General features: G+C 70.3%; 14 protein-coding genes and 1 pseudogene. 4 read left to right on the forward strand and 11 right to left on the reverse strand.

The window, feature by feature from the left end; translation table 11 throughout:
- A pseudogene (locus AC3WLN_RS14530) lies at positions 1-206 on the reverse strand (hypothetical protein); the annotation flags it as partial.
- A gap of 185 nt (positions 207-391) precedes the next feature.
- Here AC3WLN_RS14530 and AC3WLN_RS14535 point away from each other — a divergent pair.
- Positions 392-2,494: a M3 family metallopeptidase gene (locus tag AC3WLN_RS14535; RefSeq protein ID WP_492482315.1), complete on the forward strand. Its 2,103-nt coding sequence runs from the start codon at positions 392-394 to the stop codon at positions 2,492-2,494.
- Positions 2,495-2,580: 86 nt separating this feature from the next.
- A complete protein-coding gene (locus tag AC3WLN_RS14540) occupies positions 2,581-3,396 on the forward strand; it encodes a hypothetical protein (protein WP_492482316.1) in 816 nt (271 codons plus the stop codon).
- A 45-nt stretch (positions 3,397-3,441) separates the two neighbouring features.
- On the opposite strand, the gene AC3WLN_RS14545 is transcribed toward AC3WLN_RS14540, so the two are convergent.
- The 8 genes from AC3WLN_RS14545 to recQ form a co-directional block, all read right to left on the reverse strand.
- Complete coding sequence (locus AC3WLN_RS14545) at positions 3,442-3,657, reverse strand: hypothetical protein (protein WP_463775577.1); 216 nt, start codon at positions 3,655-3,657, stop codon at positions 3,442-3,444.
- A gap of 322 nt (positions 3,658-3,979) precedes the next feature.
- Positions 3,980-4,879, reverse strand: a complete 900-nt coding sequence (locus AC3WLN_RS14550; RefSeq protein ID WP_492482318.1) for an NAD(P)/FAD-dependent oxidoreductase — start codon at positions 4,877-4,879, stop codon at positions 3,980-3,982.
- 132 nt (positions 4,880-5,011) lie between these two features.
- Positions 5,012-5,353, reverse strand: coding sequence for a Grx4 family monothiol glutaredoxin (gene grxD / locus AC3WLN_RS14555; RefSeq protein WP_492482320.1), 342 nt, complete (start codon positions 5,351-5,353; stop codon positions 5,012-5,014).
- Positions 5,354-5,397: 44 nt separating this feature from the next.
- Positions 5,398-5,907 carry a DUF29 domain-containing protein gene (locus AC3WLN_RS14560; protein WP_492482322.1) on the reverse strand — a complete coding sequence of 170 codons (510 nt, stop codon included), beginning with the start codon at positions 5,905-5,907 and terminating at the stop codon, positions 5,398-5,400.
- A 22-nt stretch (positions 5,908-5,929) separates the two neighbouring features.
- Positions 5,930-6,166 carry a BolA family protein gene (locus tag AC3WLN_RS14565; protein ID WP_055951915.1) on the reverse strand — a complete coding sequence of 79 codons (237 nt, stop codon included), beginning with the start codon at positions 6,164-6,166 and terminating at the stop codon, positions 5,930-5,932.
- A 33-nt stretch (positions 6,167-6,199) separates the two neighbouring features.
- Positions 6,200-8,425, reverse strand: coding sequence for a phosphoribosylformylglycinamidine synthase subunit PurL (purL, locus tag AC3WLN_RS14570; protein WP_492482324.1), 2,226 nt, complete (start codon positions 8,423-8,425; stop codon positions 6,200-6,202).
- A 111-nt stretch (positions 8,426-8,536) separates the two neighbouring features.
- Positions 8,537-9,700, reverse strand: a complete 1,164-nt coding sequence (locus AC3WLN_RS14575) for a hydrolase (RefSeq protein ID WP_492482326.1) — start codon at positions 9,698-9,700, stop codon at positions 8,537-8,539.
- A gap of 167 nt (positions 9,701-9,867) precedes the next feature.
- Complete coding sequence (gene recQ / locus AC3WLN_RS14580; protein WP_492482328.1) at positions 9,868-11,718, reverse strand: DNA helicase RecQ; 1,851 nt, start codon at positions 11,716-11,718, stop codon at positions 9,868-9,870.
- A gap of 109 nt (positions 11,719-11,827) precedes the next feature.
- On the opposite strand from recQ, the gene AC3WLN_RS14585 reads away from it, so the two are divergent.
- Both AC3WLN_RS14585 and AC3WLN_RS14590 read left to right on the forward strand, forming a co-directional pair.
- Entirely contained in the window at positions 11,828-12,082 is a 255-nt protein-coding gene (locus tag AC3WLN_RS14585) for a type II toxin-antitoxin system VapB family antitoxin (protein ID WP_492482330.1), read from the forward strand.
- On the forward strand, positions 12,082-12,486 hold the full coding sequence (locus AC3WLN_RS14590; RefSeq protein ID WP_492482332.1) for a type II toxin-antitoxin system VapC family toxin: 405 nt from the start codon (positions 12,082-12,084) through the stop codon (positions 12,484-12,486). Before AC3WLN_RS14585 ends, AC3WLN_RS14590 begins: the two co-directional genes overlap by 1 nt.
- 21 nt (positions 12,487-12,507) lie before the next feature.
- Here the strand turns inward: AC3WLN_RS14590 and recF are convergent, their stop codons facing one another.
- Positions 12,508-13,635 (reverse strand): DNA replication/repair protein RecF, encoded by a 1,128-nt coding sequence (gene recF, locus AC3WLN_RS14595; protein WP_492482334.1) that lies wholly within the window; start codon positions 13,633-13,635, stop codon positions 12,508-12,510.
- A gap of 61 nt (positions 13,636-13,696) precedes the next feature.
- The gene (dnaN, locus tag AC3WLN_RS14600; RefSeq protein ID WP_492482336.1) at positions 13,697-14,818 is read right to left on the reverse strand and encodes a DNA polymerase III subunit beta; all 1,122 of its coding nucleotides are present in this window, start codon (positions 14,816-14,818) and stop codon (positions 13,697-13,699) included.
- Between the last annotated feature and the right edge of the window lie 174 nt (positions 14,819-14,992).

The following is a 14,992-nucleotide window of genomic DNA, read 5'->3' on the forward strand; positions in this document are numbered from 1 at the left end:
GCCGGGCGCGGCGCCTCCGCGGGGGGCGGGGTCACGAGTTCGGCCGGCCGCGGGGGCGGAGCCGGTGGAGGCATCGGGATCGCGGTGGCGTCGGAGGGCACGCCCCTGTCCTCGGCCCTCGCGGCGCCGGTCAGGGTCGATCCCCCGGACAGGATGAGGAGCAGGGCCGCGATGAGACGCGGGGCAGGTCGGTGGCGCAGGGGCATCTCGTTCCCAATCTGGTCCGTCTCCGCGGACGGCCTGTAACGGCCGGAACGACCCGAGAGTTCGAGCCCGAGCGCGTGACGGATGCCACGCGGCGTCGCCGGGGCCGTTGGGACCGCCTTTGCGCACGGCGTCCGCAGGCTTACCTTGCAGGCCGAAGCCCGACGCACGGCACGAAGGAATCCGAATGACCATTGGCACGCCCGACGCTCCCCGGGAGACCGTTCACGAGACCGCTTCCGCCCCGATCGGGATCGGGCCCTTCGCGGAGCGGAGCTGGTCGACGCCGCACGGCCTGCCGCCGTTCGAAGCGATCGCGCCGGCCCATTACCTTCCGGCCTTCGAGGCGGCGCTGGCGAGCCACCGGGCCGAGATCGACGCCATCGCGGCCGATACCGCCCCGGCCACTTTCGCCAACACCGTCGCCGCCCTGGAGCGGGCCGGCCACGACCTCGACCGCGTCGCCTCGGTGTTCTTCAACCTGAGCGGTAGCCACACCAACCCCGAACTCCAGGCCGTCGAGCGCGCCATCACCCCGCGCCTCGCCCGCCACGGCAGCGCGATCTACCTCGACGCCGCCCTCTGGGCGCGCATCTCCGCCGTCGACGCCGAGGCCGAGCAGCTCGGGCCGGAGGAACGCCGGGTGCTCGACCGCTACCGGACGCGCTTCCGCCGCTCGGGCGCCGACCTCGGCCCCGAGGCCAAGGCCCGGATGGCGGAGATCGCCGCGCGCATGGCCGAACTCGGCACCACCTTCAGCCAGAACCTGCTGGCCGACGAGAGCGCCTTCGCGCTGCCCCTGGAGAGCGAGGACGATCTCGCCGGGCTGCCGCCCTTCCTGCGCGCCGCCGCGGCCTCGGCCGCCCGCGAGCGCGGCAGCGCGCATGGCCACGTCATCACCCTGTCGCGCTCGCTGATCGAGCCGTTCCTAGTGTTCTCGACGCGCCGGGACCTGCGCGAGAAGGCCTACGAGGCCTGGACCCGCCGGGGCGAGGGCGGGGGCCCCACCGACAATCGCGGCATCATCGCCGAGATCGTCTCCCTGCGGGCCGAGCGTGCCCGGCTCCTCGGCTACGACAGCTTCGCCCATTTCAAGCTCTCGGACACGATGGCGGGTTCGCCCGACCGGGCGATGGACCTGCTGCGCAACGTCTGGACGCCGGCCCACCACCAGGCCGCCGCCGAGCGCGACCGGCTCCAGGCGCTGGTCCAGGCCGAGGGCCACAATTTCGATCTGGCGAAGCACGACTGGCGCCACTACGCCGAGAAGCTGCGCCGGGCCGAGCACGATCTCGACGAGAGCGAGATCAAGCCGTACCTGCCCCTGGACGGCGTGATCGCGGCGGCCTTCGACACGGCCGAGCGTCTGTTCGGCCTGCGCTTCGCGGAACTGCAGGAGGTGCCGCGCTACCATCCGGACGTGCGGGCCTGGGTCGTGCGCAACGCCGACGGCTCGGAGGTCGGGCTGTTCCTCGGCGACTACTTCGCCCGCGCCACCAAGCGCAGCGGAGCCTGGATGAGCGCCTTCCGCTCGCAGGAACGCCTGAACGGCGACATCAAGCCGATCATCGTCAACGTGATGAACTTCGCCAAGGCGCCGGAGGGCGAGGCGACGCTGCTCTCCTTCGACGACGCCCGCACGCTGTTCCACGAGTTCGGCCATGCCCTGCACGGCCTTCTCTCCGACGTGACCTACCCGCTGCTGGCGGGCACCGCGGTGGCGGGCGATTTCGTGGAGCTGCCCTCGCAGCTCTACGAGCACTGGCTCGAGCAGCCGGAGGTCTTGCGCAAGCACGCCCGGCACCACCGCACCGGCGAGCCGATGCCCGAGGACCTGCTGAAGCGCCTGCTCGCGGCCCGCACCTTCAACCAGGGCTTCGCCACCATCGAGTACACGTCGTCGGCCATCGTCGACATGACCCTGCACCTGTCGAGCGGCGGCGAGGAGGGCCTCGACGTGGCGGCCTTCGAGGCGGATGCCCTGAAGCGCATCGCCATGCCGGCCGAGATCTCGATGCGGCACCGGACGCCGCACTTTGCGCACATCTTCTCGGGCGACGGCTATGCCGCCGGCTACTACAGCTACCTCTGGTCGGAGGTGCTCGACGCGGACGCCTTCGACGCCTTCCGCGAGGCCGGGGACATCTTCCACCCGGAGACGGCGGCACGCCTGCGCAAATACGTCTACGGGGCCGGCAACCTGCGCGACCCCGGCGAGGCCTACATCGCCTTCCGCGGCCGCCTGCCGAGCATCGAACCGCTCCTGCGCCAGCGCGGGCTGGCCGCGTGACGGCTCCACCACGCGCGAACAAGGTAACGGTTTCGTAAAGAAACAGCCTTAACCAATGCTTCCTGCCCCATCAGGAAGCATTGGTCATGACGGATAAGGTCCACGCGGCGTCGGCGGAACCCTCGCCCGACACCCTGCTGAAGCAAGCGATCCTCGGCGCCCGCGCCTCGGCCGAGAAGGCCGCGGCCCAGCCGGCCGAACCCGGTTCGTCCCCGGCCGGCAGGTTCCGTCCCGAACCGCGCCTCCTCGCCGTCGCTGCAGCGGCCCTCGGCCTCGGGTCGCTTCTGGGTGCGGGCGCGATGAGCCTCGTCGCGCCGCGTGGAACGGAAGGCGGCGAGACCCTGGCGCAGATCCGCAGCCAGATGGAGATCGGCCGCACCGAATCTGAGTGGCAGGTGGAGCGCCTGGCCAAGGCCCTCGCGCAGCTTCAGGACAACGCGGAGGCCGCCCGCCAGGAGGCCAAGGCCCGCCACACCAACCTCGCCGAGCGCCTCGGGCGCGCCGAGCAGAGCCTCACCACCAAGCTCGCCGCCACGGGCGACCGCCTCGAGCAGGCCGAGAAGGACCAGACTGCGCGCCTTGCGGCTCTCACCGCCCAGCTCGAGAAGCGCGTCGCTGCGCCGGCCCCGGCCCCGGCACCGCAGGCGGCCAAGCCCGCCGCGCCGGAGCCCACCGAGACCGGCACGATCCCGGACAAGCCGAAACCCTCGCCCAGCGAGAACTGGGCCGTTCGTGAGGTCTATGACGGAGTGGCCGTCCTCGAAGACCGCAAGCGCCGCCTCGTGGAGGTCGGCCCCGGCGATACCGTCCCGGGCGTCGGACGAATCGAGACCATCGAGCGGCGCGGCAAGACCTGGGTGGTCGTGACGAAGCAGGGCACCATCACGCCGCAGGCGTGGTGATGCCCATCCAAGAACTCGGGTGAGGCGAAGGCGAACGACGCAGCGTCAGGACGCCTGCGCCTCGATCTCGGTCTCGGTGTTGCGCACAGGAAAGCGGGGCTCGACCGTCAGCGGATCGGCAACCATGGAGCCGCGCGCGGCGCGGTTGCGGCCATGGGTCAGGGCTCGGGTCTGCGCCTCCGCGGAAGGATGCAGGATCGCACTCAGGAAGGCGAAGCCTTCGAAATCGGAATCAAGGTTCTTGGCTTCGAAGACTGGCATGGCGGTCACCGGACCCGGGGTCCTGAATAGCCCCCGGAGGGGGCTGCAAGACCCGTCATTGGCAGATAATGTGGACAACGGCAATAAGTTCCGAAAGCCCTCGATTATTTACCGTTAATTTACCTTTGCCCCTCGCCAAAGGTTAACGCGGTGCGGCAGCGCACCCGATTACAGTCTTCGCGCCGTCCGGCAGACCCGGCCAGCGCGCCGGCCGCGACGCACGAAAAGCCGGTCATCCTTTTGCCACATCGAGCGGATTCGGCCCGACCGCCGCTCGCGGTGAGCCGACCGAGGATCGGCCTTTCGGCCCTCGCCGGCCCGGTCAGGCGACGTCCTCGCGCAGGAGCTCGGTATTCACCGCGAAGGCCGCCATGGCGCCCTCGGCGGCGGCGACCACGGCGAACTGGACCCGCCGCGAAGCGTCCCCGGCCACGAACAGGCCGGGCACGTTGGTGCTCTCGTACTCGCCCGTGGGCACCACGCCCTTGCGGGTCAGGTCGCAGCCGAGCTCGGTGATCAGGTCCGAGGGCTCGCACGGCATCGGCATCAGGAACACCGCATGGCAGGGCAGGTCGGTGCCGTCCGCGAAGACGAGCCGCCGGGGCTGGCATCCGTCACCCTCCAGGCGCTGGAGCGGCGTCTCGACGATCCGGACTCCGTGGCGGCCGAGGCGCGCGCGGTCGTGGTCGGGCAACTCGGTCGGATGGGCGTCGGTGCAGAGGGTGACGTCGTCGCTCCATACCGTGAGCTCCAAGGCCATACCCCGGGCCCCATCGCCGTGGGCGTAGACGACAAGAGGTCGGTCCCGGTTCTCGTAGCCGTCGCAATAGGGGCAGGAATGGACGCCGTGGCCCCAGTATTCCTCGAAGCCCTCCACAGAGGGCAGGGCCTGATGCAGTCCGGTGGCGAGCAGGAGCTTGCGTGAGGTCTCGCGGGTACCGTCGGCGAGTTCGACGGCGAAGCCTTCGTCACGGCGCTCGGCCCGCGTGACCTCAGCCGCGCGGCGCTCCACCGTCGGGTACCGGGCGAGATCGGCCTCGGCCTGCGCCCGCAGCTCGAGGGGTGGCGTGCCGTCCCGGGTGAACACACCCCAGCTTCGCGGGACAACCGCATTGCGCGGGCGTCCGGCGTCGCAGAGCAGCACGTCGCGGCGGCAGCGGCCGAGGATCAGGGCCGCGTTAAGCCCCGCGGGGCCGCCGCCGACGATGATGACGTCGCGCATGTCGTGACGCTCCCCGGTTCGGACTTTCCGAGGCTCAACGGCCCAGGGGGCGCGGATGTTCGATCGCCGGCCCAGCAGACAGGAAAAAGGGCGCTCGCGCGCCCTCGTTCCGTCTCGCAGGTGTGTCGGGCCTCAGGCGGCGGTCGGTGCCTTCACGGGAATGCCCTTCTCGGACAGGAACTGCTGCAACTCGCCCGACTGGAACATCTCGCGGGTGATGTCGCAGCCGCCGACGAACTCGCCCTTCACGTAGATCTGCGGGATGGTCGGCCAGTTGGAGAAGGCCTTGATTCCGTCGCGGATCGCCATGTCGTCGAGGACGTTCACGCCCTTGAACGGCACCTCGAGGTAGTTGAGGATCTGCACGACCTGACCCGAGAAGCCGCACATCGGGAATTGCGGCGTGCCCTTCATAAACACGACCACGTCCTGGGACTTGATCTCGTTCTCGATGGTGGTGTTCGCGTCGGTCATGGGGGTCCTCGTTGGTCTCAGGTCGGGAGAGCTCTGGCTTGACTTCAGGATTCTCGCTCGGATTTCAAGGCCGTCGACTCCGCGATCCGACGCAGTGCCGCATCGAGATCACACGGAAGCACGAGAAGTTCGTCCGGGCCGAGTGGGCATTGCGCCGGCAGGTTCGGAAGCAGGGTATCGCCGTAGCGCTTGAGGCTCAGCTTCGCCAAGGATTGCGCGAACGACCAGATCTTGTCCCAGTCCAGGCGCTGCCGCATGGAGCGCTCGTATCGATTCATCGCCGCGATTTGGAACGTCCCGGCTTCCTGGTAGCAGTGATCGAGGGATGCTGCGTCCGGCGCGGACAACCGTTTCAACAGATGCGCCAAGGTCTGTGCCAGCAGGCTTTCCACAGCGCTGATCTGAGACCGCCCCACGCTCTCGATCTCCTCGGCGACGTTCTCCCAGTCGAGGATGTTCGACAGGTCCGGCCGGCGCGCGAGGGCGCGCAGGGTCGAGGCCTGCTGCTCGGCCCAGGTCACGATGTCGTCGTCGTAGAGGCTCGGCTGGTCCATGCGGTCCGCCTCCCGGGAGAGCTTAATCCTGCGGGACGCCGGTGGTGAGCGCAAGGGCGTGCAGCACACCCCCCATCCGCCCCTGGAGCGCGCCGTAGACCATCTGGTGCTGCGCGACCCGGGTCTTGCCCTTGAAGGCCGAGGACAGCACCGTGGCGGCGTAATGGTCGCCGTCTCCCGCCAGATCCTTGATCTCGATCCGGGCGTCGGGCAGCGCCTCGCGGATCATCGCCTCGATCTCGCGCGCATCCATCGGCATCGGGTTGGCTCCTGACGATCGAGTAAGGGGGCTTCAGGCGGGGACGCCCGTCGGCTGGCTCGCCATGTAGGCCGGCAGCCAGCCCTCGTGCGTCTCGCGCAAATCCGCCACCGATATGGTCTCGCCGTGCGGCAGGGTCAAATGGTCGTTGCCCGTCACGCCGATCACCGCGGCCGGCACTCCCTGCGCCGAGGCGCTGTAGAGCAGGTCCGGCGCGGTCTCGGGATCGACGGACAGCAGGTAGCGGGCCTGGTCCTCGCCGAAGAGGTAGGCATGGGCCGCCAGGCCGTGCGGCACCTCGGGGAGGGCGGCACCGATGCCGCCGGCCATCGCCATCTCGGCGAGCGCCACGGCGAGGCCGCCGTCGGAGAGGTCGTGGACCGTGTCGACCAGCCCCGCGGTGATCAGCCCGCGCACGAAGTCGCCGTTGCGGCGCTCGACGGCGAGGTCGACCGGGGGCGGGGCGCCCTCTTCACGTCCGGCGATGACCGCGAGGTAGACCGACTGGCCGAGCCAGCCGGCGGTCTCGCCGATCAGCACGAGCACGTCGCCGGCGCGCTTGAGGGCGATCGTGGCGTGGCGCGTCACGTCGTCGAGGACGCCGACGCCGCCGATGGTCGGGGTCGGCAGGATGCCGACGCCGTTGGTCTCGTTGTAGAGGGAGACGTTGCCGGAGACGACGGGGAAGTCGAGGGCCTTGCAGGCCTCGCCGATGCCCTTGAGGCAGCCGACGAGCTGGCCCATCACCTCGGGCTTCTCGGGGTTGCCGAAATTCAGGTTGTCGGTAATGGCGAGAGGCCTGCCGCCGACCGCCGTGATGTTGCGCCAGGCCTCGGCCACGGCCTGCTTGCCGCCCTCGACCGGGTCGGCCTCGCAGTAGCGCGGGGTGACGTCCGCGGTCATGGCGAGCCCGCGGGGGCCGTCCTCGACCCGCACGATGGCGGCGTCGCCGCCCGGCTTCTGGACGGTGTTGCCGCCGATGAAGTGGTCGTACTGCTCGTAGACCCAGCGCTTCGAGGACAGGTCGGGCGAACCGACGAGGCGCTTCAGGGCCTCGGCGCTGCCCACCGTCTCGGGCACGTCGGCGGCGGCGAGCACCGGTTGGTGGGTGTTGGCGATGTGGGGCCGGTCGTAGAGGGGCGCCTCGTCGCCGAGTTCCTTGATCGGCAGGTCGGCCATGACGACGCCGTCGTGCTTGACCACGAAACGGAGGGTGTCGGTGGTGTGCCCGATGATCGCGAAATCGAGGCCCCATTTCACGAAGATGGCCTCGGCCTCGGCTTCCATGCCGGGCTTGAGCACCATGAGCATGCGCTCCTGGCTCTCGGAGAGCATCATCTCGTAGGCGCTCATACCGGCCTCGCGGGCCGGCACCTTCTCGATGTGGAGCTCGACGCCGAGGTCGCCCTTGGCGCCCATCTCGACGGCCGAGCAGGTGAGGCCGGCGGCCCCCATGTCCTGGATCGCGATCACGGCGCCCGAGGCCATCAGCTCGAGGCAGGCCTCGAGCAGCAGCTTCTCGGCGAAGGGGTCGCCGACCTGCACGGTGGGGCGTTTCGACTCCGAGGCATCGTCGAACTCGGCCGACGCCATGGTGGCGCCGTGGATTCCGTCCCGGCCGGTCTTCGAGCCGAGATAGACGATGGGATTTCCCACGCCGGTGGCCGCCGCATAGAAGATCCCGTCGGTGCGGGCGAGGCCCACCGCCATGGCGTTGACGAGGATGTTGCCGTCGTAGCGCGGGTGGAAGCCCATGGCGCCTCCCACCGTCGGCACGCCGAAGGAATTGCCGTAGCCGCCGATGCCCGCGACCACGCCGGACACGAGGTGGCGGGTGCGCGGATGGTCCGGCGAGCCGAAGCGGAGCGCGTTCAGCGCCGCGATCGGACGCGCGCCCATGGTGAACACGTCGCGAAGAATGCCGCCGACGCCGGTCGTCGCGCCCTGGTAGGGCTCGATGAAGCTCGGGTGGTTGTGGCTCTCCATCTTGAAGACGCAGGCGAGCCCGTCGCCGATGTCGATGACGCCCGCGTTCTCACCCGGTCCCTGGATCACCCAGGGCGCCGAGGTCGGCAGTCCGCGCAGGTGCTTGCGGGAGGACTTGTAGGAGCAGTGCTCGTTCCACATCGCCGAGACGATGCCGAGCTCGGTCAGGGTCGGGTTGCGCCCGATCAAGCCACGGAAGCGCTCGAACTCGTCCGGCGTCAGGCCGTGCTGGCGGACCAGTTCGGGGGTGATCGGAACATCGTTGCGGAACATGCGACCCTCTCGGCACGGCCCCCGTCCGGGTCCGGCCGTGCGTGACGGCTCTAAAGCGGAACGCCGCGCCCTGGCAACACGCGATCGCGGATCGGGCCCGCTCTAGGGGCCTTAATCCTCCGGGCTTTCCTCGATGAAACGGCCCTTGGGTTGCTCCTTCACGTCGCGCCAGCGCCGGATCAGGGCGTGGACCGGCTCCGGGCCGGCCACGAAGGCGATGTAGTCGAAGGCCTCCGAGTCGCGGCTCGACATCAGCAGCTGGAAGTGCATCCGGAACAGGTTCCACTTGCGCCGCGCGATGATCCGTTTCTCGATCAGGTCCTCGATCCGGACGTGGATCTCGACGGGACGATGGGCGAAGGGCGCCGGCAGCTTCGAGGCGCTAAGCGGGTTGCGCTGGTGCACCGAGAGCCAGTCCCACTTCGCCCGCACGTCGAGCCAGCGGACGGCGTCGCTCGCCGCGACCCGGGCGAGGGCGTCGCGGGTGTCGGCGGCGCGGGGGTCGAGGGTGATCCAGGGAATCACGCTGCCGATGCTGACGAAGGAGACCGGCGTGCCGCGCCGGCCGAATTCGGGATCGGCGACGAGCACCCGGTCCAGGGCCTCCAGGCCGAGGAAGCTCGACGAGGAATGGCCGATCACCACGATCTCGGAGGCCTTGCCCTCCGCGCCCCGGATGATCGACGCGAAGGCGTCGAGCCGCGCGCGCATGCGGGTGTCGGCACCGCTGGCGTGATCGTGGGTGAAGGCGGTGTCGTCCACGAGGTGGGCCACGTAGAACGGCTTGCCCCGGGTCACCCGCATCAGCAGGGCGAGCAGGCCGTAGGCCAGCACCGGCACCGCCGGAAGCCCCCAGGGCCAGGCGAGGCCGGGCGTCAGCGCGACGGCACCCGCGGCGAGGCCGAGGCTCAAGACGACGAGGAACAGGTAGATCAGGTGGACGCCGAAGATGACCCTGGCGAACCGCCGGGCCTCGCGGCGGAAGGGCCGGATGTAGCCCGACCGGATCAGGCGCCACCACAGGGCCGGCACCTCCAGGAGGCGGCGCCCGTTCGAGCGCGGGAAGCGGGCGGCGACGATGTCGTCCCAGCGCAGCAGGGTGTAGTGCGTCCGGTGCCCGTCGAGGTCGACCTGCCAGTCGACCGCCAGCCCGTCGGCGGTCCGCACCGGATCACCGACCGTGATCGCCGATCCGCGCCGGACGGCCGTCAGCCGGGCCTCGCGCCGGAACAGGCCCCAATAGGTCTCGGGTTCGCGCGGGTCGAAGCCCGGCATGTAGAAGACCTGACGGGGGACCGGCGCGGACGGCTCTGAAGGCGTGATGACGAGGATCCGTTCGATTCTGTGTTGGCGGCCCCTGGCCGCGCCCGTCCCTACACGATGCCCGTCCGGATAGACGAGTGCGAAAGCGCATCAGGTCGGCGGACGCCGCCCGCGAGCCCCTACCGGCCGGCGGGCTCGTGCGACAGGAAATCCGCCACCGCCGCGACGAAACGCTCGCCATAGGCCTCGCGCTTGCGCTCGCCCACCCCGTGCACCGTGCGCAGGGCGTAGAGGTCGACCGGCTTGGTGCGCGCCATCTCGATCAGGGTCCGGTCCGGGAACACCATGAAGGCGGCGATCCCCTCGGTCCGGGCGATGGTGGCGCGCAGGCCGCGCAGGTGCTGGAACAGGGCTTCGGTGGCGGGATCGAGGTCGAGGCTCGCCTCCTCGCGGGACGCCCCGCGCCTGCGGTCGCGGGGCTCGGCCGCCTTGGGCTCGGGGTCGGGCCGCATCTGGATGGCCTCGCGGCCGAACAGGATGGCCTCGCCCTTGTCGGTGAGCGAGAGGCCGCCGAAGCCGTCGCCGTTCTCGGTCACGGCGCCCGCGGCGAAAAGCTGGCGCAGCATCGCCCGCCAGGCGGCGATGGGCTTGTCGGCGCCGACCCCGAAGGTCTTCAGCGCCGTGTGGCCGTTGCGCCGGATCGTGTCGGATTCCTTGCCGTGGACGACGTCGCAGACATAGGCGGCGCCGAAGCGCTGGCCGGTGCGCACGATCGCCGAGAGCAGCTTCTGGGCCGGCACCGTGGCGTCGACGAGCGAGACGCCGGAGCGGCAGAGGTCGCAGCGGCCGCAGGGCTCGCTCGCCTCGCCGAAATAGCCGAGCAGGGACTGGCGCCGGCAGGTGGCGCCCTCGCACAGCGCGATCATCGCCTCGAGCTTGCGCCGCTCGACGCGGCGGCGCTCGTCCGGCACCTCCTTCTCGTTGATCTGGCGGCGGCGCAGGGCCATGTCGTCGAGGCCGTAGATGGTGAGCGTGTCGGCGGGCAGGCCGTCGCGGCCGGCGCGGCCGATCTCCTGGTAGTAGCCCTCGACGTTGGAGGGCATGTCGGCGTGGCAGACGAAGCGCACGTCGGGCTTGTTGATGCCCATGCCGAAGGCCACGGTGGCGGTCATCACCACGCCGTCCTCCTGCAGGAAGGTGTCCTGGTTCCTCATGCGCGTGCCCTGGTCGAGGCCGGCATGGTAGGGCAGGGCGTTGAAGCCGTCCTTGGCCAGGGTCTCGGCCAGTTGCTCGGTGCGCTTGCGCGACGAGCAGTAGATGATCCCGCTCTCGGCGCGGCGGTGGCGCAGGAAGCGCTCGATCTGGCGGGTCGGGTTGTCCTTCGGCGTGAAGGTCAGGCGGATGTTCGGCCGGTCGAAGGAATGGACGAAGGCCTTCAGTTCGCGGCCGGCCGGAAACAGCCGCTCGGTGATGTCGGCCCGGGTCGCCTTGTCGGCGGTGGCGGTGAGGGCCACGGTCTGGACGTTGCCGAGCGCCTCGCGGGCCCGGGCGAGATCCCGGTATTCGGGCCGGAAGTCGTGCCCCCATTGCGAGACGCAATGCGCCTCGTCCACGGCGAGCCGCCGGACACCCGCGCCCCGCAGGGCGTCCATCAGGCCTTCCATCATCAGGCGCTCGGGCGAGACGAAGAGCAGGCGCAGGTCGCCGGAGCGGATCTGGCGCCAGGTCTCGCGCGAGGTCGCCTCGGCGACCGAGGAGTTCAGGGTCGCGGCGGCGACGCCGAAGCCGAGCATCTGCTGGACCTGGTCGTGCATCAGGGCGATGAGCGGCGAGACCACCACCGTCAGCGAGGATTCCACCAGGGCCGGGAGCTGGTAGGTCATCGACTTGCCCGAGCCGGTGGGCATCACGGCGAACACGTCCGTGCCGTCGAGGACGGCACCGATCACCTCGTCCTGGCCGGGCCGGAAATCGTCGTAGCCGAAGGTGGTCTTCAACGCGGCGCGGGCCTCGTCGAGGCGGCTTGTCATGGGCATCCTGGCCTGAAGGTTGAGCGGGCGGTCCGCTTGCGGCCCCGGTGTGTAGGCAATACCCTCCAAGCGTCTACACGCGCGACGGGTCCAACCGGGGGTCGGCATAATGCCTCTGAACATCCGAAGCGAGGAGGTCAACCGCCTCGCCGAGAAGGTGGCGGCCCTGGCCAAGGTCAGCAAGACCGAGGCGGTGCGCCGGGCGCTGGCGCGCGAGATCGAGCGTCTGGAGCGCCGGCCCTCGCTCGCCGAGCGCCTTCGTCCCATCCAGGACGCACTGAGTGCCGCGCCACGAACGGACCCGGATGCGGGGGGCGGCCTCGCCGACGAGGCCTTCTACGACAGCCTTTACGAGGACAGCTGATGGTCCTCGACGCGTCCGCCATCGTGGCGATCCTCAAGCGCGAGGCGGGCCACCAGCGCCTGATCGCCCGGATGGAGACGGCGCAGGACCTCACGACCTGCGGCCTGTCCGTCCTCGAAGCCGTACTCGCCCTGCACCGGATCGACAGGGTCCCGATCTCCGTCGCAGAGGACGTCGTCGAGGCTTTCCTACGGGAAGCCAGCATCGCCTTGATCCCGATGGGCAAGCCCGAAACGCGCGAGGCGATCGGGGCCTATGCCCGTTACGGCAAGGGACAGGGCCACCCGGCCCAACTCAATTTCGGGGATTGCTTCTCCTATGCCTGCGCGCGGACGCAGGGTGTCCCGCTCCTCTTCGTCGGCAACGATTTTTCGCAGACCGACATCGCGTCGGCCCTGCCCTGACCTGGCGGGCGCGCCAAGCGTTCAGGTCGAAGCGATCCGCCCATCCACGACCTTGACCATATCGGCTCGCCCGTCCAACTCGCCGAACAGCGCCGGATCGGCCCCCGTCATCCAGACCTGGCCCTGGAGGGCGTCGAGGGCGTCGAACAGCCCGGCCCGCCGGCGTGGATCGAGATGGGCCGCGACCTCGTCGAGGAGGATCACCGGGGCGAGGCCGCTCATGGCCTGGACCAGACGGGCATGGGCGAGCACCAGACCGATCAGAAGGGCCTTCTGCTCGCCGGTCGAAGCGGTGGCGGCAGGCACGTCCTTCGGGCCGTGACGGACCACGAGGTCGCTGGTCTGCGGCCCGCTGAGGGTGCGGCCCGCGGCCCGGTCGCGGCTGCGGCCCTGGCGCAGGGCCAGGCGGAACCGGTCCTCGGCCTCGATCGCGGGCCAGACCGCCACGAGGTCGTCGAGGTCGCCCTCCAGGCGCAGGCCGGCCCAGGGGAAGGGCTGGGAATCGTCGCGTCCCTCGGCGATGAGGCGGTCCAGGCGTTCGGCGGTCTCGCGCCGGGCCAAAGCCACGGCCACCCCGAGTTCGGCGACCTCGCGCTCGATGGCGTCGAGCCACTGGCCGTCGTTCGGGCGCTCGTCCAGGAGGCGGTTGCGCGAGCGCAGCGCCCGCTCCATGGCGTTGACGCGGGCACCGTGCGTCGCATCCACCGCCAGCACGAGCCGGTCGAGGAAGCGGCGCCGGTCGCCGGCGGGCCCCCGGAACAGGCCGTCGAGATCCGGGGTCAGCCAGACCACCCGCAAGAATTCCGAGAAGGCCACGGGGGAGGGCGCGGTGGCGCCGTCGATGCGGCACAGGCGGGCGGCGCGCCCGTCGAAGCCGGGTGGCTCGTAGCCGGTCCCGATCCGGTGCTCGGTCTCGTCGCCGACCAAATTCATCGAGACGGCGAAGCCGCCCGGCCCACCGCTACGCGGCATCGCCGCGAGATCCGCACGGCGCAGGCCGCGCCCGGGGGAGAACAGCGAGATCGCTTCGAGGAGGTTCGTCTTGCCGGCCCCGTTCTCGCCCACCAGGGCGACGAAGCGGCGGCCGACCGCGAGGTCGAGGTCGGCGTGGTTCCGGAAATCGCGGCAGATCAGACGGGTGAGGCGCACCCGTCTGCCCTTAGCCGATCGGCCCGGGCCTGTCTCGCATCGCGACGCGGCGGCGCGCCGGTCACACCCGCATCGGCATCAGCACGTAGAGCGCCGCCGCGCCCTCGCGGTCCTGGATCAGGGTCGGCGAACCCGGATCGGCGAGCTTGAACAGGGCGGTGTCGCCCTCCAGCTGGCTCGTGATGTCGAGGAGGTAGCGGGCGTTGAAGCCGATATCGAGGGCCGGCGCGTCGTAATCGACGTCGAGTTCCTCGGTGGCGCTGCCGGAATCCGGGTTGTTCACCGAGAGGGCGAGGCGGCCCTCCTGCACGGCGAGCTTCACCGCGCGCCCGCGTTCCGACGAGATGGTCGAGACGCGGTCGACGGCCTTGGCGAAGACGTCGCGCTCGACGGTGAGGAACTTGTCGTTCCCGGAGGGGATGACCCGCTGGTAGTCCGGGAAGGTGCCGTCGATCAGCTTCGAGATCAGCACCACGCCGCTGGCGAACTTGAAGCGGATCTTGGCCGGCGACAGGTCGATCTCGACACTCTCGCCGCCATCCTCGACCAGCTTGATGATCTCGGCGACCGCCTTGCGGGGCACGATGATGCCCGGCATGTCGCGGCTGCCCTCGGGCGCCTCGATCTCGACCCGGGCCAAGCGGTGGCCGTCGGTGGCGACGCCGCGCATGCGCAGGGCGCCGTCGACCTCGATGGTGTGGAGGTAGATGCCGTTGAGGTAGTAGCGCGTCTCCTCGGTGGAGATCGCGAACTGCGTCTTCTCGATCAGGCGCTTCAGATCCGCCGCGGCGATGACGAAGCGGGTCGGCAGTTCGCCGGCGGCGAGATCGGGGAAATCGCCCTCGGGCAGGGCGCCGAGGGAGAAGCGCGAGCGGCCGGAGCGGATCGTCATCTGGCCGGTCTCACCGCTGGTCTCCAGGGAGACCTGGGCGCCGTCCGGCAGCTTGCGGACGATGTCGTAGATCACGTGCGCCGGCACCGTGGTCGCGCCGGCATCCACCACGTCGGCGGGAATCGTCTCCGTGACCTCGATGTCGAGGTCGGTGGCCTTCAGTTCGAGGCCGTCCGCGTGGCAGCGCAGAAGCACGTTGGAGAGGATCGGGATCGTGTTGCGCCGCTCCACCACGCGGTGCACGTGGCCGAGCGACCGAAGGAGGGCCGCACGCTCGACAGTGACTCTCATGGTCTGAACTCGTGGTCTCTCGTCGGGCGTCGCCGGGAGGCGCGCGATCGACGCGCTCCGGTCCCGCGTGCGCCCTGGCACCGTGGCCGCTGAACTTGGCGAAGCCTCCCGGCGAACGCAAGTGCGAGAGGCCGGCTATCCCGCAGATGATTCGGGGCGTCGCGGCGACCCGCG

It is taken from the genome of Methylobacterium sp. FW306-05-D (assembly GCF_058782155.1).

Bases quoted from the DNA above. Each gene is read 5' to 3' on its own strand.
- AC3WLN_RS14535 (WP_492482315.1), top strand. From the start codon at position 392: ATGACCATTGGCACGCCCGACGCTCCCCGGGAGACCGTTCACGAGACC.
- AC3WLN_RS14540 (WP_492482316.1), top strand. From the start codon at position 2,581: ATGACGGATAAGGTCCACGCGGCGTCGGCGGAACCCTCGCCCGACACC.
- AC3WLN_RS14545 (WP_463775577.1), bottom strand. From the start codon at position 3,657: ATGCCAGTCTTCGAAGCCAAGAACCTTGATTCCGATTTCGAAGGCTTC.
- AC3WLN_RS14550 (WP_492482318.1), bottom strand. From the start codon at position 4,879: ATGCGCGACGTCATCATCGTCGGCGGCGGCCCCGCGGGGCTTAACGCG.
- grxD (WP_492482320.1), bottom strand. From the start codon at position 5,353: ATGACCGACGCGAACACCACCATCGAGAACGAGATCAAGTCCCAGGAC.
- AC3WLN_RS14560 (WP_492482322.1), bottom strand. From the start codon at position 5,907: ATGGACCAGCCGAGCCTCTACGACGACGACATCGTGACCTGGGCCGAG.
- AC3WLN_RS14565 (WP_055951915.1), bottom strand. From the start codon at position 6,166: ATGCCGATGGATGCGCGCGAGATCGAGGCGATGATCCGCGAGGCGCTG.
- purL (WP_492482324.1), bottom strand. From the start codon at position 8,425: ATGTTCCGCAACGATGTTCCGATCACCCCCGAACTGGTCCGCCAGCAC.
- AC3WLN_RS14575 (WP_492482326.1), bottom strand. From the start codon at position 9,700: ATGCCGGGCTTCGACCCGCGCGAACCCGAGACCTATTGGGGCCTGTTC.
- recQ (WP_492482328.1), bottom strand. From the start codon at position 11,718: ATGACAAGCCGCCTCGACGAGGCCCGCGCCGCGTTGAAGACCACCTTC.
- AC3WLN_RS14585 (WP_492482330.1), top strand. From the start codon at position 11,828: ATGCCTCTGAACATCCGAAGCGAGGAGGTCAACCGCCTCGCCGAGAAG.
- AC3WLN_RS14590 (WP_492482332.1), top strand. From the start codon at position 12,082: ATGGTCCTCGACGCGTCCGCCATCGTGGCGATCCTCAAGCGCGAGGCG.
- dnaN (WP_492482336.1), bottom strand. From the start codon at position 14,818: ATGAGAGTCACTGTCGAGCGTGCGGCCCTCCTTCGGTCGCTCGGCCAC.